Source organism: Streptomyces sp. NPDC002742 (genome assembly GCF_042888885.1).
GTDB lineage: Bacteria > Actinomycetota > Actinomycetes > Streptomycetales > Streptomycetaceae > Streptomyces.
This window is the reverse complement of record NZ_JBIAQF010000026.1, coordinates 23,823-45,465: the sequence shown is the minus strand read 5'-3', so window position 1 is coordinate 45,465 and position 21,643 is coordinate 23,823. Positions and strand designations below refer to the sequence as shown.

At 70.7% G+C, this 21,643-nt stretch carries 19 protein-coding genes and 1 pseudogene; 8 read left to right on the top strand and 12 right to left on the bottom strand.

Annotated features, from left to right (window positions below; genetic code table 11):
- Positions 1-26: 26 nt before the first annotated feature.
- The 3 genes from ectB (at position 27) to thpD (ending at position 2,683) form a co-directional block, all read left to right on the top strand.
- Positions 27-1,298, top strand: coding sequence for a diaminobutyrate--2-oxoglutarate transaminase (gene ectB / locus ACFYW8_RS34870; RefSeq protein ID WP_389087584.1), 1,272 nt, complete (start codon positions 27-29; stop codon positions 1,296-1,298).
- An 85-nt stretch (positions 1,299-1,383) separates the two neighbouring features.
- Entirely contained in the window at positions 1,384-1,788 is a 405-nt protein-coding gene (locus ACFYW8_RS34865; RefSeq protein ID WP_389087578.1) for an ectoine synthase, read from the top strand.
- 7 nt (positions 1,789-1,795) lie between these two features.
- The gene (gene thpD, locus ACFYW8_RS34860; RefSeq protein WP_389087571.1) at positions 1,796-2,683 is read left to right on the top strand and encodes an ectoine hydroxylase; all 888 of its coding nucleotides are present in this window, start codon (positions 1,796-1,798) and stop codon (positions 2,681-2,683) included.
- A 71-nt stretch (positions 2,684-2,754) separates the two neighbouring features.
- On the opposite strand, the gene ACFYW8_RS34855 is transcribed toward thpD, so the two are convergent.
- From ACFYW8_RS34855 to ACFYW8_RS34840, 4 genes and pseudogenes are all read right to left on the bottom strand, one after another.
- A complete protein-coding gene (locus ACFYW8_RS34855) occupies positions 2,755-3,807 on the bottom strand; it encodes an aminotransferase class V-fold PLP-dependent enzyme (RefSeq protein WP_389087565.1) in 1,053 nt (350 codons plus the stop codon).
- Between the two features lie 123 nt (positions 3,808-3,930).
- A complete protein-coding gene (locus ACFYW8_RS34850; RefSeq protein ID WP_389087559.1) occupies positions 3,931-4,650 on the bottom strand; it encodes a DsbA family oxidoreductase in 720 nt (239 codons plus the stop codon).
- A 174-nt stretch (positions 4,651-4,824) separates the two neighbouring features.
- Positions 4,825-5,322: pseudogene (locus tag ACFYW8_RS34845) on the bottom strand (GNAT family N-acetyltransferase); the annotation flags it as partial.
- Positions 5,319-6,371: a helix-turn-helix domain-containing protein gene (locus ACFYW8_RS34840; protein ID WP_365877671.1), complete on the bottom strand. Its 1,053-nt coding sequence runs from the start codon at positions 6,369-6,371 to the stop codon at positions 5,319-5,321. The pseudogene ACFYW8_RS34845 and the gene ACFYW8_RS34840, both read right to left, overlap by 4 nt.
- A gap of 49 nt (positions 6,372-6,420) precedes the next feature.
- On the opposite strand from ACFYW8_RS34840, the gene ACFYW8_RS34835 reads away from it, so the two are divergent.
- A complete protein-coding gene (locus ACFYW8_RS34835) occupies positions 6,421-7,821 on the top strand; it encodes an MFS transporter (RefSeq protein ID WP_389087550.1) in 1,401 nt (466 codons plus the stop codon).
- On the opposite strand, the gene ACFYW8_RS34830 is transcribed toward ACFYW8_RS34835, so the two are convergent.
- The gene (locus ACFYW8_RS34830) at positions 7,781-8,389 is read right to left on the bottom strand and encodes a DUF1349 domain-containing protein (protein ID WP_365877675.1); all 609 of its coding nucleotides are present in this window, start codon (positions 8,387-8,389) and stop codon (positions 7,781-7,783) included. The genes ACFYW8_RS34835 and ACFYW8_RS34830 overlap by 41 nt on opposite strands.
- A 166-nt stretch (positions 8,390-8,555) precedes the next feature.
- Positions 8,556-10,085, bottom strand: a complete 1,530-nt coding sequence (locus tag ACFYW8_RS34825; protein WP_389087543.1) for an aldehyde dehydrogenase (NADP(+)) — start codon at positions 10,083-10,085, stop codon at positions 8,556-8,558.
- 132 nt (positions 10,086-10,217) lie between these two features.
- Between ACFYW8_RS34825 and ACFYW8_RS34820 the strand changes: the two genes are divergently transcribed.
- Positions 10,218-10,991: an IclR family transcriptional regulator gene (locus ACFYW8_RS34820; RefSeq protein WP_365877679.1), complete on the top strand. Its 774-nt coding sequence runs from the start codon at positions 10,218-10,220 to the stop codon at positions 10,989-10,991.
- A gap of 96 nt (positions 10,992-11,087) precedes the next feature.
- Complete coding sequence (locus tag ACFYW8_RS34815) at positions 11,088-12,539, top strand: peptidoglycan D,D-transpeptidase FtsI family protein (protein WP_389087535.1); 1,452 nt, start codon at positions 11,088-11,090, stop codon at positions 12,537-12,539.
- Positions 12,540-12,731: 192 nt separating this feature from the next.
- On the opposite strand, the gene ACFYW8_RS34810 is transcribed toward ACFYW8_RS34815, so the two are convergent.
- Positions 12,732-14,183 (bottom strand): NCS2 family permease, encoded by a 1,452-nt coding sequence (locus tag ACFYW8_RS34810; RefSeq protein WP_389087529.1) that lies wholly within the window; start codon positions 14,181-14,183, stop codon positions 12,732-12,734.
- Positions 14,184-14,465: 282 nt separating this feature from the next.
- On the opposite strand from ACFYW8_RS34810, the gene ACFYW8_RS34805 reads away from it, so the two are divergent.
- Together ACFYW8_RS34805 and ACFYW8_RS34800 are read left to right on the top strand one after the other, a co-directional pair.
- Positions 14,466-15,032 (top strand): SigE family RNA polymerase sigma factor, encoded by a 567-nt coding sequence (locus ACFYW8_RS34805; RefSeq protein WP_365877686.1) that lies wholly within the window; start codon positions 14,466-14,468, stop codon positions 15,030-15,032.
- Positions 15,029-15,880: a hypothetical protein gene (locus tag ACFYW8_RS34800; protein WP_389087522.1), complete on the top strand. Its 852-nt coding sequence runs from the start codon at positions 15,029-15,031 to the stop codon at positions 15,878-15,880. The genes ACFYW8_RS34805 and ACFYW8_RS34800 overlap by 4 nt, the downstream gene beginning before the upstream one ends.
- Positions 15,881-16,060: 180 nt before the next feature.
- Here ACFYW8_RS34800 and ACFYW8_RS34795 read toward each other — a convergent pair whose 3' ends face one another.
- From ACFYW8_RS34795 to ACFYW8_RS34775, 5 genes are all read right to left on the bottom strand, one after another.
- Positions 16,061-16,855 carry an HAD family acid phosphatase gene (locus tag ACFYW8_RS34795; RefSeq protein WP_389087517.1) on the bottom strand — a complete coding sequence of 265 codons (795 nt, stop codon included), beginning with the start codon at positions 16,853-16,855 and terminating at the stop codon, positions 16,061-16,063.
- A 101-nt stretch (positions 16,856-16,956) separates the two neighbouring features.
- Positions 16,957-18,066: a pectate lyase gene (locus tag ACFYW8_RS34790; protein ID WP_389087511.1), complete on the bottom strand. Its 1,110-nt coding sequence runs from the start codon at positions 18,064-18,066 to the stop codon at positions 16,957-16,959.
- Between the two features lie 44 nt (positions 18,067-18,110).
- Positions 18,111-19,130 (bottom strand): pectinesterase family protein, encoded by a 1,020-nt coding sequence (locus tag ACFYW8_RS34785; protein WP_389087505.1) that lies wholly within the window; start codon positions 19,128-19,130, stop codon positions 18,111-18,113.
- Between the two features lies 1 nt (position 19,131).
- The gene (locus ACFYW8_RS34780) at positions 19,132-20,289 is read right to left on the bottom strand and encodes a pectinesterase family protein (protein ID WP_389087499.1); all 1,158 of its coding nucleotides are present in this window, start codon (positions 20,287-20,289) and stop codon (positions 19,132-19,134) included.
- Between the two features lie 2 nt (positions 20,290-20,291).
- Positions 20,292-21,620 (bottom strand): polysaccharide lyase family 1 protein, encoded by a 1,329-nt coding sequence (locus tag ACFYW8_RS34775; protein WP_389087494.1) that lies wholly within the window; start codon positions 21,618-21,620, stop codon positions 20,292-20,294.
- Positions 21,621-21,643 lie beyond the last annotated feature (23 nt).

Sequence of the window (21,643 nt, the reverse complement as noted above, 5' to 3'; positions counted from 1 at the left end):
CCCCACGCACAGAGGAGCGATTCGCCGTGACCATCACCCCGCCGGACCTGAGTGTCTTCGAGACCCTTGAGTCGGAGGTGCGCAGCTACTGCCGCAACTGGCCCACCGTCTTCGACCGGGCCCGGGGCAGCCGCATGTACGACGAGGACGGCCACGAGTACCTCGACTTCTTCGCCGGTGCCGGGTCCCTGAACTACGGGCACAACAACCCCGTGCTCAAACGGGCCCTGCTCGACTACCTGGAGCGCGACGGCGTCACCCACGGGCTCGACATGTCGACGACAGCCAAGCGCGGCTTCCTGGAGACCTTCCAGAACCTGGTGCTGCGCCCGCGCGATCTGCCGTACAAGGTGATGTTCCCCGGGCCGACCGGCACCAACGCCGTCGAGTCCGCGCTGAAGCTCGCGCGGAAGGTGAAGGGGCGCGAGGCGATCGTGTCGTTCACCAACGCCTTCCACGGGATGTCACTCGGCTCGCTCGCCGTGACCGGCAACGCCTTCAAGCGGGCGGGGGCCGGTGTCCCACTGGTGCACGGCACCCCGATGCCGTTCGACAACTACTTCGACGGCCGGGTCCCGGACTTCCTGTGGTTCGAACGGCTCCTGGAGGACCAGGGGTCGGGGCTCAACCGGCCCGCCGCGGTGATCGTCGAGACGGTGCAGGGCGAGGGCGGCATCAACGTCGCGCGGCCCGAGTGGCTGCGCGCCCTGGCCGACCTGTGCGAGCGCCGCGACATGCTGCTGATCGTCGACGACATCCAGATGGGCTGCGGCCGGACCGGCGCGTTCTTCTCCTTCGAGGAGGCCGGGGTCGTGCCCGACATAGTGACCGTCTCCAAGTCCATCAGCGGGTACGGGCTGCCGATGTCGCTGTGCCTGTTCAAGCCGGAGCTGGACATCTGGGAGCCGGGCGAGCACAACGGCACCTTCCGCGGCAACAACCCGGCGTTCGTCACGGCCGCCGCCGCCCTGGAGGCCTACTGGGCCGACGGCTCCGCCATGGAGAAGCAGACCCGTGCCCGCGGCGAGCAGATCGAACAGGCGCTGATCTCCATCACCGAGGAGAACCTCGCCGACATCAAGGAGTACCGGGGCCGCGGGCTGGTCTGGGGCGTCGAGTTCAAGGACAAGACCCGCGCCGGACGCGTCGCACAGCGCGCCTTCGAACTCGGGCTGCTCATCGAGACGTCCGGCCCCGAGAGCGAGGTCGTGAAACTGCTGCCCGCGCTCACCATCACCCCCGACGAGCTCGACGAGGGCCTGCGGACCCTCGCCCGCGCCGTCCGCGAGACCGCCTGACCGGCCGGCCGGGAACCCCTGAACCCGGGCGGCGCGAGAGACCACGAGAAGCACGAGAAGCACGAGAGAGAGGCATCGCACCACCGTGATAGTCCGTTCGTTCAAGGATCTCGAAGGCACCGACCGGCACGTGAAGGCGGCGTCCGGTACGTGGGAGAGCAAGCGCATCGTCCTCGCCAAGGAGAAGGTCGGCTTCTCCCTGCACGAGACGATCCTGTACGCGGGTACGGAGACGCGGATGTGGTACGCGAACCACATCGAGGCCGTGCTCTGCGTGGAGGGCGAGGCCGAGCTCACCAATGACGAGACCGGCGAGAAGCACTGGATCGCGCCCGGGACGATGTACCTGCTGGACGGCCACGAGCGCCACACCATGCGCCCCAGGACCGACTTCCGGTGCGTCTGCGTCTTCAACCCGCCCGTCACCGGACGGGAGGACCACGACGAGAACGGCATATACCCCCTGCTCACCGAACCCGAGGAGGTGTGACACACCGATGACCACACTCACCGATCTGTACCCCAGCCGAGGCGCCACCGAAGTGGCGCTGCCCCGCCAGGACCCGGTCGTCTGGGGCGCGCCGGGCGAGCCCGGCCCGATCCCGGTCCTCGAACTCCAGTCGTACGAGCGCGACGGCTTCCTCTCCGTGGAGGAGCTCATCAGCGAGGACGAGGTCGCCGTCCACCGGCAGGAGCTGGAGCGGCTCGTCACCGATCCGGCGATCCGCGCCGACGAGCGTTCGATCGTCGAGCCGAGGACGCAGGAGATCCGGTCCGTCTTCGAGGTGCACCGGATCAGCGAGGTCTTCGCCCGGCTCGTGCGCGACGAGCGCGTGGTCGGCCGGGCCCGGCAGATCCTCGGCTCGGACGTGTACGTCCACCAGTCGCGGATCAACGTCAAGCCGGGTTTCGGGGCCAGTGGCTTCTACTGGCACTCGGACTTCGAGACCTGGCACGCCGAGGACGGGCTGCCGAACATGCGGACGGTGTCCGTCTCGATCGCGCTGACCGAGAACCACGACACCAACGGCGGCCTGATGATCATGCCGGGGTCGCACAGGACGTTCCTCGGGTGCGCGGGGGCCACGCCGAAGGACAACTACAAGCGGTCGCTCCAGATGCAGGACGCGGGAACGCCCTCGAACGAGGCGCTCACCCGCCTCGCGGACCGCCACGGCATCAAGCTGTTCACGGGCCGGGCCGGTTCGGCGACCTGGTTCGACTGCAATTGCATGCACGGCTCGGGGGACAACATCACCCCGTTCCCGCGCAGCAACGTCTTCATCGTCTTCAACAGTGTGGACAACGCGGCGGTGGAACCCTTCGCGGCCCCGGTACGCAGGCCGGAGTTCATCGGGGCGCGGGATTTCACGCCGGTGCGGTGAACTCCGGCGGGGTGAGCGGGAGATCGAGCGGCCCCGGGGGAGCACGTGCTCCCCCGGGGCCGTCGGCCGTGTCAGCCGGCCAGCACGTCCAGGAGACGGTCGACGTCGGCGGGCGTGTTGTAGAGGTGGAACGACGCCCGCAGGTTGCCCACGCGGTTGGACACCTCGATGCCGGCCCGGCTCAACTCGCCCTGCCGGTGGCCTAGTCCGGGCACGGAGACGATGGCGGAGCCGGGCGCGGGCAGCACCTCGTGGTCCAGCGCGGCCAGCCCCGCACGGAACCGTCCGGCGAGAGCCAGGTCGTGCTCGTGTACGGCGTCCACGCCGAGTTCCTCGATCAGGGCGAGGGAGTGGCGCACCCCTGCATGGGTGAACAGGGCGGGGCTGACGTCGAACCGGCGGGCGGAGTGGGCGAGTTCCCGCACCGGGCCGTAACAGGCGTCCCAGGGCCGCTCCGCGGCGACCCAGCCGGCGTACAGCGGGGTGAGCCCGCCGAAGTCCTCGGGCACCACGAGGAAGGCCGCGCCGTGCGGGCCCAGCAGCCACTTGAAGGTGGTGCACACGGTGAAGTCGTAGTTGTCCGCGTCGATCGGCAGCCAGCCCGCCGCCTGTGAGAAGTCGACGTACGTGCGCGCCCCGTGGGTGCGGGCCGCCTCGCGCAGCGCGGGCAGGTCGGCGATCCGGCCGTCGGCGGACTGGGCGGCGCTGACCGCGACGAGCGCCGTGCCGGGCCGTACGGACTCGGCGAGCCGCTCCAGCGGTACGGCGCGCACCTTGAGGTCACCGCGGACGTGGAACGGGTTCAGCACGGAGGTGAAGTCGTCCTCGGCGGTGAGGACTTCGGACCCCGGGGCCAGCCCGGAGGCGACCAGCGCGGTCTGGGCCGCGACGGACGGGCCGGCCGCGACCCGGGCGGCCGGGACACCGGCCAGCCGGCCGAAGGAGGCGCGGGCCAGCTCGACGTCCTCGAAGAGGGAGTCGATCGGCCTGCCCGCGGCCCGCAGGGCCACCGCCTCGTGCATGGCCGCGACGGTACGGGCGGGGAGCAGGCCGCTGCTCGCGGTGTTCAGAAACGTGCTCTTCGGGGCGAACTCGGCACGGACGAGGGTCTCGAAGATCTCCATAAGACCACTGTGCGCCCGGAAGATACCCAAGTCCATTGCGGACTTTTACGTGGTTTACCCAAGCAGCACTTATGAATGGGCCCCGACCTGCGTCTTCCGGCGCCGGGGCCCCTTCCGCGCTTCTCAGTTCCGCGGAACGGCGCAACCGTCCGGGCCGCACGCCTCGGCGTCGGCGCCCTCGTCCTGAAGCAGCGTGAGCCGCGGACGCTCGCCCCAGGCCTGGGCCAGCGCCTGGGCGAAGACCTCGGCGGGCTGTGCGCCCGAGACCCCGTACGTGCGGTCGAGGACGAAGAAGGGGACGCCGTTCGCGCCCAGCTCGGCGGCCTCGCGCTCGTCGGCGCGGACGTCGTCGGCGTAGGCCGCCGGGTCGGCGAGCACCCCGCGGGCCTCGTCGGCGTCGAGCCCGGCGGCGACGGCCAGCTCCACGAGCCGCTCGTCGTCACCGAAGACGGTCCGCTCCTCCGCGAAGTTGGCCTTGTAGAACAGGCCGATCAGCTCGTCCTGCCGGCCTCGCGCCTTGGCGAGGTGGAGCAGGCGGTGCATGTCGAAGGTGTTGCCGTGGTCGCGGTCCCTGGTGCGGTACGCGAGGCCCTCGGCGGCGGCCTGCGTGCCGAGGTTCTCCTCGCCCGCCTGCGCCTGCGCCTCGCTCATGCCGTACTTCTTGGTGAGCATCGTGAGCACCGGCTGGATGTCGCCCTTGGCGCGGCCGGGGTCCAGCTCGAACGAACGGTGCACGACCTCGACCTCGTCACGGTGCGGGAAGGTTTCGAGCGCCTTCTCGAAACGGGCCTTTCCGACATAGCACCAGGGGCAGGCGATGTCGGACCAGATCTCGACGCGCATTCTTCGGCTCTCTCCAGGTCGTACGGATACGGGACACCCTCCAGGGACGTCGTTAAGTGAACATTCAAGCGGCTCGGGTCATTCCCCGGGCCCGGCCGCCCGCCCTGCCCCGCCGGCCCGCCCGGCCCCGTCCGCACGCCCGGCCCCGTCCGCACGCCCGGCCCCGTCCGCACGCCCAGCCACGGCGTACCGCAGATACAGGTGGTGATCACCCTCCGCGGGCGGGTTCTCCGGATCGGGGACCCAGCCCAGGCGGGCGTAGAAGGCCTGCGCGCGCAGGTTGTCGGTGTGCACGTCGAGGGTCGCCGCGCGCATCCCGTCCGCCTGCCACTCCGCCACGCAGGCCGTGTGCAGGGCCCTGCCGATGCCGGTGCGCCAGTGGCCGGGATCGACGTGGAACTGGAAGAGCCTGACCGTGTCGGCGGGCGCGCCGTCGGCCGTACGGAACGAGGCGATGCCGACGATCCGGCCCTGCGTGACGGCGCACAGCGCATGTCCGTCGGGGCGGGCGATGGAGCCGCGCCACGCCTCGGCCCAGTCGACGTCACCCTGCGGCACGCCGTCCGGGTAGTACGTCGAGCGGGCCCGGAAATGCAGATCGGCGATGGTCTCGGCCTCGGCGGGCAGGGCGGTGCGGATCACCAGCGCGCCGGTCACACGTCCACTGATCATGCAACGGAGGACGTCATGGCTCCGGTCACGGTTCCGATCCCGGCTCCGGTCGCGATTTTGGTCACGGTTCCGTGCCGGCTGAACTGGGTCCGGTACGCGCTCGGGGTGAGACCGGTCCGGCGGACCACGTGGGCGCGCAACGAGTCGGCCGTGCCGAGTCCGCAGGCCGCGGCCACCTGATCCATCGGCAGGGTCGTCGTCTCCAGGAGTTCCTTCGCGCGTTCGACGCGCTGGTGCAGCAGCCACTGGAGGGGGCTGACCCCGCTCTCGGCGTGGAACCTGCGGGTGAGGGTGCGCACGCTGACACCCGCGTGCCGGGCCAGGTCCGTGAGTGTCAGCGGCTTGTCGAGGTTGCGCATGGCCCAGCCGCGGGTGTCGGCACAGGCGTTGCCTCGCTCGGGGGGCAGCGGGGTCTGGGTGAACTGGGTCTGGCCGCCGGGCCGTACGGGAGCGACCAGGGCGAGGCGTGCGACCTCGTTGGCGACGGCGGCGCCGTAGTCGGTGCGGATGACGTGCAGACACAGGTCGATGCCGGCGGCGTAGCCGGACGACGTCAGGAACGGCCCGTCCTGCACGTACAGCACGTCTCCGCGCAGCTCGACCTGCGGGTAGCGCCGGCGCATCACCTCGGCGTGGGCCCAGTACGTGGTGGCCCTGCGGCCCTGGAGCAGGCCCGCCTCGGCGAGCTGGAAGGCGCCGGTGCAGATGGACGCGATGCGCTTGCCCGCGGCGGCCGCCTCGCGGAGCGCCGCCACGATCCGCGGGTCCGGCTCGAACGGCGCCCCGGTGCCCGCGACGACCACCGTGTCCGCGTCCCGCACGGCCTCCAGACCGTGCGGGACGTGCAGGTCGAGTCCACCGGTCGTGGGCACGGGTCCCGGCTCGGCCGTGCAGACGACCACCTCGTAACCCGGCCGGCCGTCCACCACGACCTTGCCGAACAGCATCTCCGGCATCGCGAGGTTGAACAGCGCGACGGGGGAAGGGGCGATGACGGTGACGCGGTGCGGGGCGAGCCGCTCGGGCATGGCCAGAACCTCCGGAAGCATGGCGTTCAGGCCACTACTGTACGGCGCCGCGGGTCCACAGCATGGGGACATGCCAACGAACCAGATGTCCAGGGCCTCCGAACCCGTCCTCAGTCAGGGGGAGTCGGGGTCAGAGTCGGGGTCCGGGAAGCCCTCCTCCGCACTCACCCTCACCGCCTCCCTGCTCGGCTTCGCGCTGACCTGTCTCGACGCGTCCGTGGTGAACGTGGCCCTCCCCACGATCGGCTCCTCCTTCGGCGCCGGGATGTCCGGCCTTCAATGGGTGGTGGACGCCTACACCCTGGCCTTCGCCGCGCTGATGCTGTCCACCGGCGCCTTCTCGGACCGGGTCGGGGCGAGCCGGGCGTACGCGCTGGGCACCGTGGTGTTCACGCTCGCCTCGGCGGCCTGCGGACTTGCCCCGAACCTGCCTGCCCTCGTCGGTGCCCGGGTGGTGCAGGGTGTGGCGGCGGCGGTCGTGCTCCCGGCCTCGCTGGCGCTGGTGCGGCAGGCGTACCCGGAACCGGCGCGGCGGGCACGCGCGGTGGCCGCCTGGGCGGCGGGCGGTTCGCTGGCGGTGGCGCTCGGGCCGGTGGCCGGCGGCGCGCTGATCGCGGCCTGGAACTGGCGGGGCATCTTCTTCGTCAATCTGCCGGTGGGCGCGGTGATCCTGCTGCTGCTCCTCCGGGCCCCGCGCTCGCGGCCCCGCCCGGCCCCGCTGGACCTGCCCGGCCAGCTGACGGCGGTGGTGGCCCTCACCGCGCTGACCTTCGCGGTGATCGAGGGCGGGACGGCGGGCCGGGTCGCGCTGCTGACGGCAGTGGTCGCGGGCGCCGCGTTCCTGCGGATCGAGGCGCGCCAGGCGCACCCCGTGGTGCCGCTCGGCCTGTTCCGAAACCGGACCGTGGCCACGGCGGTCGCCGTGGGCTCGGCGGTCAGCGTGGCCTTCTACAGCATGGTGTTCGTCTTCTCGCTCTTCTTCCAGCAGGTCCAGCATCACTCCGCGCTGTACGCCGGGCTGCTGTTCCTGCCGATGACGAGCCTGATCGCGGTGACGAACGTGGTGGCCGGCAAGATCACGGGGCGCTACGGGCCGCGGCTGCCGATGCTGGTGGGACAGCCGGTGGCCGCCGCCGGGCTGCTCGCCCTCCTCTGCGTCGACGCCCGCACGTCCCCGGTGCTGGTGGCCGTCCTGCTGGTCCCGCTCGCGTTGGGGTGCGCTCTGACGGTGCCGCCGCTCACCGCCGCGATGATGGACGCCGTGCCCGCCGAGCGGGCGGGGCTGGCGGCCGGTGTGCTCAACGCGGCCCGGCAGGTGTCCGGGGGCCTGGGCATCGCGGTGTTCGGGGCGCTGGTCGCGAGCGGCTTCGAGACCGGGATGCGGCTGAGCCTGGCCGTCAGCGCGGCCCTGCTCACCGTGACGTTCGCCCTCAGCTTCCGTCTCTCAGGTCGCTCGGCCAGTCAGGCCTGAACTCGATGTGGTCGTACGTCACCACACAGCCCTCCCCCATCGGTGACTGGGTCATGAAGCCCACCAGCGCAGCCCCCGCCTCCTTCTCGCCGGACAGGGTGAAGAGGCGGACGAAAGTCCAGCGCTCGCCGTCGCGGGAGGCGTGGAAGGCGAAGGCGCGACCCGTGCGGCTCACCCGCAGCCAGACGGAACTGCCCTCCACGGTGAAGGAGTTGGCGTCGTCGGAGTGTCCCCGGGTGACCACCGTGCAGACGGTGGGCGTGTCCGGGGAGTACTCCAGGCACAGCTTCGCCCAGGCCCGCTCCCCGACATGGACGTAGAGCACGCCCGCGTCGAAGGCCGCCCGGAAGCCGACCGTCACGCGGGCGATCAGCTGGAAGTCGCCCTCCGGGGAGCCGAGCAGGCGCGGCGCGTCCGAGGCCGGGTCGAGTCCTTCACCGGTGGGCGGTACGAAGCGGTCCTGCCGGGGCCCTGCCCAGCCGGTGAGCACGCCGTCCTCGTACGACCAGTGCCCGCCGGGGCCGTAGGTGCGCAGGGAGAAGGGGAGTTCGGGGAGTGTGACGTCCATGGCCGGAAGTCTCTCAGGTTCCCGGGCGCGCCCCTCGGGTGCGCGGGGTGCCGCGTGATCAGCCACGCGGCACCCACTGCCCGCGAAGGAGCGGCAGGACCGGGAAGGTCAGGAAAGGCCCGAAAAGGCCGGAGAAGGCCGGAGAAAAGACCCGCCCGCTACTGGTTCAGCGCTCCAGCCGTCCGTCGTACCGGCGGGGCAGCCCCAGCGGGTTGTCGTCCCGCAGCTCGGGCGGCAACAGCGCCTCGGGCACGCCCTGATAGGCCACCGGCCGCATCCAGCGCTCGATGGCGCTGCCGCCGACCGACGTGGACGTCGAGGTCGTCGCCGGGTACGGCCCTCCGTGATGCTGGGCCGGAGCGACGGCGACCCCGGTCGGCCAGCCGTTCACCAGGACGCGGCCCGCGAGGGAGGTCAGTTCGGCGAGGATCGCCGCGCCGCGCCCTTCGCCCGCCGCCTCCTCGGCGGAGAGCTGCACCGTGGCCGTGAGGTTGCCCGGCAGCCGGGAGAGCACCGCGCCGGCCTCGGACTCGTCCTCGTAGCGCGCCACGACCGTGAGCGGTCCGAAGCACTCCTCCAGGAGCAGGTCGTGTTCGCCCTCGGCCGCGAGCCTGCTCGCGGGCACGGTCAGGAAGCCGGGGCTCACCGTGTGCTCGCCGCCCGCGCCCGGTGTCACCGGGGCCTGGACGTCCGGGAGTCCGGCGCGCTCGGCGACCCCGGCGATGAAGTTGTCGCGCATGCGGTGGTCTAGCAGGACCCCGGAGGCGGTGTCGCTCACCGCGTCGGTCAGGGACTTCAGCAGACGGTCGCCCGCGGCGCCGGCCGGAGCGAGCACCAGGCCCGGCTTCACACAGAACTGACCGACGCCCAGGGTCATCGAGCCGGCGAGTCCCGCGCCGATCTCCTCGGCGCGCTCGGCGGCCGCCGCCTCGGTGACGACCACGGGGTTGAGGGAGCCCAGCTCGCCGTGGAACGGGATCGGCACCGGACGCGAGGAGGCCGCGTCGAACAGCGCGCGCCCGCCGCGGATCGAGCCGGTGAACCCGGCCGCCGCGATCAGCGGGTGGCGGACCAGCTCGACACCGGCCTCGAAGCCGTGGACGAGACCGATGACGCCCTCGGGGATGTCGTGCCGGGCGGCCGCGCGGCGCAGGACGGCCGCGACCAGCTCGGAGAGCCCCGGGTGGTCCGGGTGGGCCTTGACCACGACCGGGCAGCCCGCGGCCAGCGCGCTCGCCGTGTCACCGCCCGCGACCGAGAAGGCGAAGGGGAAGTTCGAGGCCGAGTACACGGCCACGACACCCAGCGGCACCTTGTAGCGGCGCAGGTCCGGGATCGGCGGGGTCGCCGTCCCGTCGGGGTGGTTGATGACGACGTCGAGGAAGGCGCCCTCGTCGACGATCGCGGCAAAGGCGCGCAACTGGTAGCAGGTGCGGGCGAGTTCGCCGGTGAGCCGGACCGGGCCGAGCGCGGTCTCCGCGTCGGCGGCCTCGACGAGCTGGTCCTTGGCGCCTTCGAGCAGGTCGGCGGCGGTGCGCAGGAACGCGGCGCGCACGGCGCGGTCGACGAGAGCGGGACGGGCGGCGTTCGCGGCGCGGACGGTGTCGTCCACCTCCTGGGCCGTGGCCTCGACGGCGACCTGTTCCCGCTGCTTCCCGGTACGGGGGTCGACACTCCAGACTGGTGCTGCTGCCACCGCGGGTCCCTTCAGATGTGATGCCACAGTTCTTGTGTCACTCACCAGGGGTGTTCGATATGCTGAACGCTGTCTCTGATGGTGAATCTCCTGTTGGAGACTATTTCCCGTCCAACGAAGGGGTCAAGGGCGATGTCGGCAGGCGAGACAGGCGGCGGGGCGCAGGTCAAGTCCGCGGTGCGGACCGTGGAATTGCTGGAGTACTTCGCCGGCAAGCCCGGAATGCACTCCCTGGCCGCGGTCCAGGAGGCCGTCGGTTATCCCAAGTCGAGCCTCTACATGCTCCTCCGGACGCTCGTGGAGCTCGGCTGGGTCGAGACGGACGCCACGGGCACGCGGTACGGCATCGGCGTGCGGGCGCTGCTCGTCGGCACCTCGTACATCGACGGCGACGAAGTGGTCGCCGCGGCCCGTCCCACCCTCGACCGGCTCTCCGACGACACCACCGAGACGATCCACCTGGCCCGCCTGGACGGCACGAACGTCGTCTATCTGGCCACCCGGCAGTCGCAGCACTATCTGCGCCCCTTCACCCGGGTCGGCCGCCGGCTGCCCGCCCACTCCACCTCGCTCGGCAAGGCGCTGCTGGCCACGCACACCGACGAGCAGGTCCGCAAGCTGCTGCCGGAGACGCTCCCCGCGCTGACCGAGCACACGATCACCGACCGGGAGAAGCTCATCGGGGAGCTGCGCCAGGTGCGGGAGCAGGGCTTCGCGGTGGACCGCGAGGAGAACACGCTGGGACTGCGCTGCTTCGGCGTGGCGATCCCGTACCGCACGCCCGCCCGTGACGCGATCAGCTGCTCGGTGCCGGTGGCCCGGCTCACCCCCGCGCACGAGCAGATGGTCAAGGACGCCCTGTTCGACGCCCGCGACCGTCTCACCCTGGCCACCCGCAGGCTCTGACGGGCGGCCGGAAGCACCGGTGACTTCATGAGGGATTCATGAGAAACCGGTCGGACGGGAACGATTCGCCCCCGATCGCTCGTCCTTCTGTGCGGGATGAACAAGACGATCAGGCGTGCCGCCGTCTTCACTCTGCTGCTCGTGCTCTCTCTGCTGGTCAGGGCGACCTGGGTGCAGTTCTACGACGGCCGGGCACTCGCGGACGACAAGAGCAACCGACGGAACATGATCTCGCTGTACGCGAATCCGCTCGGGAACATCATCGTGGCCGGCGGCGCGATCACCGGCTCCGCGCAGACGACAGGGGGCGACCTCAAGTACAAGCGGACGTACAAGGACGGCAGCCTGTACGCGGCGGTCACCGGCTACAGCTCGCAGGTGTACGGGGCGACCCAGCTGGAGGGCATCTACCGGAAGCTGCTGGACGGCACGGACATCCAGCTGAAGAACCCGCTGGACTCCCTGGCCAACAAGCGCGCCGACCCCGGTGATGTGATCACGACGATCGACCCGGACGTGCAGAAGGCCGCGTACGAAGCGCTCGGCGGCAACAAGGGCGCGGCCGTCGCGATCGACCCGAAGACGGGCAAGATCCTCGCGGTCGTCTCGACCCCGTCGTACGACCCGACGTCGATCAGCGCGGGCAACGACAGCGTCTGGAAGAAGCTGACCACGGACCCCGACAAGCCGCTGGTCAACCGCGCGCTGCGACAGCCGCTGCCGCCGGGCTCGACGTTCAAGCTGGTCGTGGCCGCCGCCGCGCTGGAGAACGGCCTGTATGCGGACGTGGACGCGAAGACGGACAGCCCGAACCCGTACACCCTGCCGGGCACGACGACCGTCCTGAAGAACGAGAGCGCGTCCGCACCGTGCGAGAACGCCTCGATCCGGGTCGCGCTCCAGTACTCCTGCAACAACGTCTTCGGGAAGATGGCCGTCGACCTGGGCCAGGACAAGGTCAGGGCGATGGCGGAGAAGTTCGGCTTCAACGACACGGCACAGGACGTGCCCGTGCGGGCGTACACCAGCGTCTACCCCACCGGCATGGACAAGTCGTCCACCGCGCTGACCGGCATCGGGCAGTACGACGTCACCGCGACCCCGCTCCAGATGGCCATGGTGTCCGCCGCTATAGCCAACGACGGCAAGCTGGTCTCGCCGCACATGGTCTCGCAGACCAGTGACGCCGACGGCGATGTGCTGAGGGACTACGACGACAGCACCAGCACGAAGGAGATCGTCAGCTCGGACACGGCCCGGCAGCTCCGGTCCGCGATGCAGACGGTCGTCGAGAAGGGCACGGGTACGAACGCCATCGTCCCCGGCGCGACCGTGGGCGGCAAGACCGGCACGGCCCAGCACGGCGAGAAGAACAGCAAGACGCCGTACGCCTGGTTCACGTCGTACGCGAAGTCCGACTCGAACGGCAAGGAGGTCGCCGTCGCGGTGATGGTCGAGCAGTCGGACGCGGCGCGCTCGGAGGTCAGCGGCAATGGACTGGCGGCTCCGGTCGCCAAGGCGATGATGCGGGCGGCACTGAAGAACTGAGGTGCGGGGCTCGTACGGGAGCCGGCCCCGCACCTGATCGGGTGCGGGGCCGGCTGCCGTACGGGCTCCGTCGCGACGGGCCGGTCACCTCCCGTACGGGCTCCGTCACGGGCTCCGTGGTACGGGCTCCGTCGCACGGGCTTTCGGCCGGCCATGGTCACCCGCGGCCGGCCGGTATCCCGCGAAGGACCGTTACTTCACGCCGAGCAGCTGTTCCACCGGGTCGATCGCGAAGTACACCAGGAACAGCGCCGAGACGGCCCACAGCAGCCAGTTGACCTCCTTGGCCTTGCCCAGCACCGTCTTGATGACGACGTAGGCCAGGAATCCGGCGCCGATGCCGTCGGTGATGGAGTACGTGAACGGCATCGCGACGATGGTCAGGAACGCCGGGATCGCGATCTCGTACTTGTCCCAGTCGATGTGCTTGACGTGGGTCATCATCAGGAACCCGACCGCGATCAGCGCGGGCGCCGCGGCCTGGAGCGGGACGATGGTCAGCAGCGGGGTGAGGAAGAGCGCGAGGCCGAAGAGGCCGCCGGTGACCAGGTTGGCGAAGCCCGTACGGGCGCCCTCGCCGACGCCGGCCGCGGACTCGATGTAGGCGGTGTTGGAGGAGGCGGAGCCCAGACCGCCCGCGACGGCGGCGGCGCCGTCGATGAACAGGACCCGGCCGATGCCCGGCACCTGCCCCTGCTCGTCGAGCAGCCCGGCCTCGGCGCTGATCCCGACGATGGTGCCCATGGCGTCGAAGAAGTCCGACAGGACCAGGGTGAAGATCAGCAGGACCGCGGTGAGCACACCGGCCTCGGCGAAGCCGCCGAACAGGCTGAAGTGACCGATGAGTCCGAAGTCCGGGCTGGCGACGATCTTGTCCGGGACCTTGGGGGTGGTCAGGCCCCAGCTCTTGATGTCGGCGACGGCGTTGATGACGATCGCCACGACCGTCATGCTGACGATGCTGATGAGGATCGCGCCCTTCACCTTGCGGGCGAGCAGCGCGATGGTCAGCAGGACACCGAGACAGAAGACGAGCACGGGCCAGCCGGTGAGGCGGCCCACGGCGCCGAGCTGCACGGGGACGGTGGTGTTCGCGATGTCCGGGATACGGCTGACGAACCCGGCGTCCACGAAGCCGATGAAGGCGATGAACAGGCCGATGCCGACGCCGATGGCCTGCTTGAGCTGTTGCGGGATCGCGTTCATGATCGCTTCCCGGAGGCCGGTGAGCACCAGGACGCAGATCAGGACGCCTTCGAGGACGACCAGGCCCATCGCGTCGTCCCAGCTCATCAGCGGCGCCAGTTGGAAGGCGACGACGGCGTTGAGGCCGAGGCCCGCGGCGATGGCGAGCGGGAGGTTGCCGCCGATGCCCATGATGACGGTCATCACACACGCCACCAGCGCGGTGGCGGTGACCAGTTGGCCGGTATCGAGCGTGTGTCCGAACTTGTCCTTGGCGCTGCCGAGGATGATGGGGTTCAGGACGAGGATGTACGCCATGGTGAAGAAGGTGGCGAATCCGCCGCGTATCTCCCGGCCGATGGTGGAACCTCTGGCGGATATCTTGAAGAACCCGTCGACCCCACCTGCCGCCGGTGTTGCGGCACTTGGCCGGTTGTCGACCTTTTGAGCTTCGGACATGGAGATTCTCCTCGTTGCCTGCGCGCGCGGTGTGCGGATGCTGGCTGGATTGTGCCCCCGATCAACTGCTTTCAGGTTTTCCCCGTGTTACGGAATTCGCGTTCGGTCCGCCATGTGCCGTTCGAAGGCCCGTACGAGCGGCTGGTACGCTCACGCCCCCCGCCCCGCCGGAACTCCCTTTGCCCACAGGTGAATCACAGGGCCGCTTCGCCGGGGCGCGTCGCGGGGCCGTATACGCCGCACCCGCACCGGTGCCGCCGCCGCAGCGAGGAGAGGTATCCCGTGGGCACTGTCGTCGACGACGCCGCCTCCGTGGAGTTCCACGCCTTCTTCGAGCGGCACTACGCCGAACTGGCCCGCCTGGCCAACCTGTTGACGGGCGAGCCGGACGCCGCCGACGATCTGGCCGCGGAGGCCCTGCTCGCGCTGTGGCACCGCTGGGACCGGGTGCGGGCGGCGGACCATCCGGTGGCGTACGCGCGCGGCGTGGTCGCCAACCTCGCCCGGACCCGGATCCGGGCCGCGGTGCGAGAGCGCCGACGGATCACGCTCTTCTGGTCGCAGCGCGAGGACCGGACCGAGAACCCCGACGTACCGGGCACGGTCGATGTCCAGGGGGCGCTGCGCCGGCTGCCGTTCCGCAAACGCGCCTGCGTCGTGCTGCGGCACGCCTTCGACCTGTCGGAGAGGGACACCGCGCTCGCCCTCGGGATCTCCGTGGGCACGGTGAAGAGCCAGACGTCCAAGGGCATGGCGGAGCTGAAGCGGCTGCTCGGCAACGACGAGCCGGCGGTTCGGATGCACGCGGGAGCGCTGCCCGCGGGCGGGGCCCGAGGACGAGACCGATGAGGGGGGCGCCGGACGTGCACGACGAGCTGCGCGCCAGGCTGCGCGAGGCGGCCGGGGCGCACGAGCCCGACCGTGCGCGCATCCTGGCCCGGGTGGAGCGCGGCACGGTGGGCGCGGGCGGGCGACGGCCCGCGCGGCGCGCGGCGCGCCCGCCGCTGCTCGGCTGGGCCCGCGTCCTGGGCGCCACGGCCGCGGTCGCGGGCGTCCTCGCGGCGGGCGGTTACGCGGTCGCCTCGGCGGTGAGGGGCGACACCCCGCCACAGCAGACGGTCGCCGTCTCACCGACCCCCGACCCGTCACCCGACCCGACCGGCCGGGCCCCCGTCACCCCCGGCCCCGGCCGTGGTTCCGGGACACCGAACGAGTCCCGCAGACCGGGTCCGCCGTCCTCGGACACCCCTGCGCCGACCGCGACCGCCGCGACCCGGGCCTCGGCCGGGGGCACCGCGGACGGCCCGCTGTGGTCGGACGGCTCGATCGACCCGCACAGCAACGACTTCTGGGCGCAGAGCGACATCACCCTGAAGACAGGCAAGCAACTCACGTCACTCACCGTCGAGTTGAAGGTGGGGCAGACCGGCGGGGTGAACGAGGCGGGCGCCTGGCGTTCACTGCCCGAGAGCGACTTCACGACGACGGTCGCCGAGCGGGACGGCTTTGTCGTCTACAGCTGGACGCTCAAGCCGGGTCGCACGGTCTGGCCGGGCCAGTGGGTTTTCGCGGGCCAGTACGACCACGACCGCGGCGGCCGGGACGCGAAGGACGACACCTACACGGTCACGGCGACCGCGCGGGACGGCGAACGGGCGGGCGTGACAGGGGACTTCGCGGCCCCGGGCGGCGACTGACAGCCCTGTCCGCGCCACGTACGACCGGTCCGAAGATTCGTTCGCCCCTCGGAAACAACCCCGCGTTCGTTTTCGACGTCATCGAATGTGTGGACCTGCCGGCCTGAGCCCCCCTCGGTCGGCAGCAGAACGCCCCCGCCGGTGACGACCGGCGGGGGCGTTCCCCCGTGGGGGGGGAGCTCAGCTCACGAAGTACGTGGGGTTCGGGAGCTTGTAGGTCTTGTCGGCGTAGCCGCCGTCGAGGTCCGAGTACTGGTCGCCGAAGTTGGCGACGATGTCGTACCCGAGGGACTCGATGTGCTTGCGGGTGCCGGACTTGTACTGCACGGTCGTGCAGTTCCAGGCGGCGGCGGTGGCGCAACCGCTCAGGTACGCGGGCGGGTTGGCCGCGTCCTTGAGGAACATGTGCGCGGCGTCGAGGTTGACGTCGACGCCGATCTTCTTCAGGTTCTCGACCGCGGAGACGCGCTGCGACTCCTTCAGGCCCGAGTTGTAGAACACCTCGACGCCCTTGGACGCGGCGTACTCGACGAGTTCGGGGCTGCCGAAGACGGCCGGGCGGTCCGCCTGGGCGACGTACGCGGCCCAGGAGGCCGAGTTGTAGGTGTAGTTGGTCTTCTTCTCGTAGTCGAGCGAGAGCAGCAGCGTGTCGTCGATGTCGAACACGACCGCGGCCTTCTCGTGCCGGTGGTGGGCCTTGCGGGCCGCCTGGTCGATGTGCCGCTTCGCGGCGGCGTCGAGGCGCGCCAGGTCCTTGGCGTACGGACTGTCGGGGGACGCCTGGTAGACCCCGTCGCCGTCGGCCGCGGTGCCGTAGTAGGTGTCGATGTCCTTGACGAGGAGCCCGATGTTGTAGGGCTCGTGCGTCGAATTCGCGGTCGACTGACCGGCGGTGGCGACACCGGTGCCGTACAGGGCGGCACCGGCGACGGCACAGGCGGCGGCGACGGCCGCGATGCGTAGTGACTTATGCATGACAGTTTTCTACGCGCGTCACCCCGCGGACGCGAGGCCCGTTGCCTGATCGATACATACTTCACAGGCGAGTTGGACCTCGCGCCTTGCTCGGGAAGGGATCAGTTCATGGTGGCGCCGATGGTACTGCTGCCCGTCGTGAGGAAGGTGGTCGCGGGCAGCGTGCCGCTGGACGAGCGGGCGTTGTACGTGGTGCTCGCGTCCGTGGAGACGAACGACGGGGTGGAGATGCCGGAGTCCCAGTTGTTGCCGGCCGAGGTCACCGAGGAGCCCTTGGACACCGCGGTTCCGTTGCTCACGGCGAGGTTCTTGCCGAGCTTGGCGGAGCTGGTGGCGAAGTAGTAGCCGTACTTGCCGTTGGCGTAGGCGGTGGTCCGGTTGATGACGATGGCACCGGTGTTGGAGTTCTCGGTGAAGCCGCTGCCCGCGTCGTCCCAGGCGGCGGAGTTGTTGACGACGTGGGCGACGACCTCGCCGTCGCCGCCCAGCTTGTAGCCGTTGCCGTCGCCCGCGAAGGCCGAGTCGCCCCAGCGGTTCTTGCCGTTGCCGAAGGACCAGGAGTGTTCGACCGTGACGGGCGAGGAGAACGACCAGAAGTCGATGCCGTCGTCCGAGTTGTTGTACAGGCGGGCCCCGGTGACCAGGTTGCCGGTGCCCGAGCCGAACTTCACGGCGACGCCGTCCGCGTTCTCGCCGTGGTCGGCGGCATCGTAGTTGCCGTACGAGTCGATGTTCTTCACCGTGTTGTTGACGGTGCCGTCGCCGGTCAGCGTGAACCCGGAGTCGCCGCCGTTGATGGTCTTGACGTTGCTCCAGACGGTCCCGGTGCAGGACTGGCAGACGACCGCGCTGTCCGGGGAGTTCTGGAATGTCATGTTGGAGACGTTCCAGTAGTCGGCGGTCAGTTTGAAGATCCAGGAGCCCGACGGGAGCGAGGAGCCGTCGATCTTCACGGTCTCCGAGCCGTACGCCGTGAGCGTGACCGGCGAGGAGGACGTGCCGTTGGCCGTCGACTGGAGGGTGGCCGTCGGGTAGTAGGTGCCGCCGCGCACCTGGATGACGGTTCCGGCGGTGGCACCGGAGATCGCGCTGGTCAGTTGGGCGGTGGTGGAGACGACGACGGTGGCGGCCTGCGCCTGGGTGGGGAGGACGGCGAGGCCTGCGCCGAGCGCCAGGGTGGCGCCTAAGGCGAGAGCGGTACGACGGGACATGGAGTGCGGTCCTTTCGTCGTGCTGGGGGATCGAACGGGGGAAATCACGGGCACCAGTCGCCGAGATAGGCGGCACGGGTGTGCTGCTCGGCCTCCGTGTCCGTGAGCTGGGGACGGTTCTCCGGGACGGTGGTCACCGCGCCGGGTCCGGTGTTGCGGTACTCGCGAAAGCGCATGGACTGCCACGGATAGGCCGCGCGCATGTCGGTGTAGGGCGCCACCGCGTCGATGCCGGGCCCGAGTTCGCATCCGCGGACCACGAGCGAGGGCCACGCCGTGGTCTCGTACGAGGGGACCCAGGGCCGGGCGATCTTGTACGCCCCGTCCTCGGCGCCCGAGGTGACACGGCCGCCGACGGCGAGGAAGCCGTGGGGGTTCGCGCGGGCCGTGGACGGCGCGAAGACCATGCCCTCGGGCTTGAAGGCGACGTCCCTGTCGAGGGTGTGGAAGTGGCAGCGTTCGAAGACCGCGGTGGCGCGGCCGAAGACGAAGTCGACATCGCCCTCGATGTAACAGTCGCGGTAGGAGTGCCGGTCGAAGGCGGCCAGGTCCGTCGTGTCCGCGAACAGCGTGTCCTGGTGCGCGAGCAGCCGCACCCGCGCGAAGGACGAACGGTCACCGGTGACGTAGGCCGCGACCGCCTGGGTGCCGGTGATCTCCGGGTGATCCGCCCGCAGCCAGTCGTTGGCGATCGTGAGCCCGCGCACGGTCAGCCCGGGGGCCGCCGAGGTGAGTGTGGCCGAGCCCGCGGTCCCGTAGGTGCCGGAGCCGTCCGGCTTCGGCGTGCCGTTCGCCCGGTCGAAGACGATGACCGCGTCACGCGGGTCGCGGGTGGCGCCACGCAGCGTCAACTCCCCTTTGCCTGAAGGGATGTCGACCACTTCACGATACGTCCCCGGGTGGACGACGATCGTCTGCCCGGGTCCGTCCACCGCGTCCACGGCGGCTTGGACCGAGTCACCGGGACGCACATGCAGGACACGGCGGCCCCGAGCGGCGGCCGGGGTGCCGCCGAGGGCCACGACTCCCCCGGCCGCACCGGCGAGGAGGGTGCGCCTGCGCATGTCAGCACCCCCTCCCCGGCGTCCAGTCGCCGAGATACGACTCAGGGGTCGCCGAACGGGCCTCCTCGTCGCTGAGCTGCGGCCGGTTCTCCGGGACGTTGATCACCGCGCCGGGTCCGGTGTTGCGGTACTCGGCGAAGCGCTGGCTCTGCCACGGATAGGCGGCGGACATGTTCGTATAGGGCGCGACCGCGTCGATGCCGACGTCCAGGCGGGTGTCGCGGACGGTCAGCATCGGGCGGGCGGTGAGGTCCGAGCCGGGCACCCAGGGGCGGGCCAGCTTGTAGTACGCGTCCGGTGCCGCGCTGCTGATCCGGCTGCGGGTGACCAGGTATCCGCGCGGGTCGGCGACGGCCGTGGACGGCGCGAACACGAAGCCGTACGGGGCCCCGGCCAGGTCCGTGCGGTTCAGGGTGCGGAAGTGGCAGTGCTCGAAGACCGCTGTAGCCCGCCCGAAGACGAAGTCCACGTCCCCCTCGACGTAGCAGTCCCGGTAGTACTGCCGGGCGAAGGTGCCCAGTGCGAACGAGTCCGCGTACAGCGTGTCCTGGTGGCCGAGGAAGCGGCACCGGTGGAACGCCGAGCGGTCGCCCTGCACCTTGATGGCCACTGCCTGGGTGCCGGTGATCCCCGGGTGGTCGGCGCGCAGCCAGTCGTTGGCGAAGGTGACCGAGCGGGCCGTGAAGCCGTCGGTGCGCACGGTGGTCGTCGCGGACCCGGTGGTGCCGTAGGTGCCCGAACCGTCGGGCTTGGGCGTGCCGTTGGCGTTGTCGTACACGACGACGACATCGCGCGGGTCGCCGGAGGCGCCGATCCAGGTCATCTCGGAGCCCGCGGCACCGGGCAGGCCGGTCGACGGGTCGACCGCTCCGACCGAGACCGTCTCGCGGTACACGCCGGGCGCGATGACCAGGGTGAATCCGGCGCCGGTCGCGGCGGTCACGGCGGCCTGCACGGTGGTGTGGTCGCCGAGGCCGCCGGGGTGGACGTACAGCGTCCTCGCGTCGAGCCGCGCGGACGGCGAACCGTGGCGCCCGAACGGCGGTCGCCCGACGGACGGGCGCCCGGTGGCGCGGGCGGGGGCCGCGAGCCCGAGCGCCAGTGCGGCTCCGGTGCTCGCGGCGACGAACGCCCTTCTGCTGACGGGGTGTCCGGCCATGGTCAGCAGATCTTTCCGGCGCCCGCGCGGTGGTCGACGATGCCGGGAACCGCCCTCGGCGCGTCGACCTTCGTCCGCAGGACCGGTGTCCAGCCGGCACCGGACTGGAGCGTCTCGGCGGGGATCTCCGCGTTGTGCACGGCGATCAGATCGGTCAGTACTCCGTTGACATAGTTGTCGGCTGCGGACAGCGGCGCCTCCTTCCACTTCTTCAGGACCGTGGCGGCGCTGACGGAGTCCGGCAGCGTGAACGCGTTGTGCTCGGCGACGAGTTGGGACTCCATGCCGATGCCGTAGCTGTAGCCGTACGAGGAGTCGGCCACGAAGTGGTTGTTGTAGGAGTCCACTTGTCCGAACCGGACGCGCGGGGCGCGCTCCACGAGGCCGGTGAACAGGTTGTGGTGGAGGGTGACCTTCAGATGGCCGCGGTCCACGGCGGCGGTCGCCGCGCTGTCGCTGTTGCCGATCAGGATGGTCTTGTCGTGGTCGGCGAAGACGTTCCAGGAGGCGGTCACATGGTCGGCGCCCTTGACGATGTCCAGTTCGCCGTCGTGCTGTTCGTAGATCCGGCCGTAGTACGTCGGCAGCGAGCTGTCCGGGTGGGCGCCGTCGGTGAACGTGTTGTGGTCGAGCCAGACGTGCGTGGCGCCGTAGATCACCGCGCTGTCGTACTCGGAGTTCCAGTTGCCGGTGTCGCCGTCGGTGGGGTCCCACTGCGGGAAGCAGTCGAGGGGGCTCTCGAAGGAGAGGTTGCGGACGATGACGTTGTCGACGTCCTTGATCTGCAGGCTCGCGCCCTTGAAGCCCGCGTTCCGGCCGATGCCGACGATGGTGGTGTTGGCGGGGACGTAGGCCTTGATGGCCGTGTCCTGGTTGGCGGCGGAGGCGGCGCGCAGATCCTCCTGCTCGCCGCTGACGACCTGGTCGTAGCCCCAGACGGCGGGGTCGTAGTCGGCGAGGTACCGGGCGAAGTCGTAGCCGGGCGCCGCGAAGGAGTCGCAGCCCTCGGCGTTGGCGTCGATCGTTCCCCTGACCTTGATGATCTTCGGCGCGGTGCCGCCGGCGGCGAGCGCGGCCTTGAACTCCGCCCAGGTGGTGACCGTGCTGACCCGCGCGGCCGCCGCGGCCGAACCGCCGGTGGTACCGGTCCCCGCGGACGCCCAGCCGTCGTTCGCGGCGAGCGTCTGCCGGCCGAGCTCGCGGGGCCCGGCCTCGGCGGTGGTGCCGGTGACGGCGAGCACGAGGGCGGTGCAGCCGATCAGCGCGGCCGTCCGCCGCACGGTGACCGCACTCCAACTTGTGGCATGCACATGCCATTTCCGTGTGTTCATGGTGCGACTCGACTCTCTTTCCT

Coding starts and splice junctions, on each gene's coding strand:
- thpD (WP_389087571.1), top strand. CDS start 1,796: ATGACCACACTCACCGATCTGTACCCCAGCCGAGGCGCCACCGAAGTG.
- ACFYW8_RS34855 (WP_389087565.1), bottom strand. CDS start 3,807: ATGGAGATCTTCGAGACCCTCGTCCGTGCCGAGTTCGCCCCGAAGAGC.
- ACFYW8_RS34850 (WP_389087559.1), bottom strand. CDS start 4,650: ATGCGCGTCGAGATCTGGTCCGACATCGCCTGCCCCTGGTGCTATGTC.
- ACFYW8_RS34840 (WP_365877671.1), bottom strand. CDS start 6,371: ATGCTTCCGGAGGTTCTGGCCATGCCCGAGCGGCTCGCCCCGCACCGC.
- ACFYW8_RS34835 (WP_389087550.1), top strand. CDS start 6,421: ATGCCAACGAACCAGATGTCCAGGGCCTCCGAACCCGTCCTCAGTCAG.
- ACFYW8_RS34830 (WP_365877675.1), bottom strand. CDS start 8,389: ATGGACGTCACACTCCCCGAACTCCCCTTCTCCCTGCGCACCTACGGC.
- ACFYW8_RS34820 (WP_365877679.1), top strand. CDS start 10,218: ATGTCGGCAGGCGAGACAGGCGGCGGGGCGCAGGTCAAGTCCGCGGTG.
- ACFYW8_RS34815 (WP_389087535.1), top strand. CDS start 11,088: ATGAACAAGACGATCAGGCGTGCCGCCGTCTTCACTCTGCTGCTCGTG.
- ACFYW8_RS34810 (WP_389087529.1), bottom strand. CDS start 14,183: ATGTCCGAAGCTCAAAAGGTCGACAACCGGCCAAGTGCCGCAACACCG.
- ACFYW8_RS34800 (WP_389087522.1), top strand. CDS start 15,029: ATGAGGGGGGCGCCGGACGTGCACGACGAGCTGCGCGCCAGGCTGCGC.
- ACFYW8_RS34795 (WP_389087517.1), bottom strand. CDS start 16,855: ATGCATAAGTCACTACGCATCGCGGCCGTCGCCGCCGCCTGTGCCGTC.
- ACFYW8_RS34790 (WP_389087511.1), bottom strand. CDS start 18,066: ATGTCCCGTCGTACCGCTCTCGCCTTAGGCGCCACCCTGGCGCTCGGC.
- ACFYW8_RS34785 (WP_389087505.1), bottom strand. CDS start 19,130: ATGCGCAGGCGCACCCTCCTCGCCGGTGCGGCCGGGGGAGTCGTGGCC.
- ACFYW8_RS34780 (WP_389087499.1), bottom strand. CDS start 20,289: ATGGCCGGACACCCCGTCAGCAGAAGGGCGTTCGTCGCCGCGAGCACC.
- ACFYW8_RS34775 (WP_389087494.1), bottom strand. CDS start 21,620: ATGAACACACGGAAATGGCATGTGCATGCCACAAGTTGGAGTGCGGTC.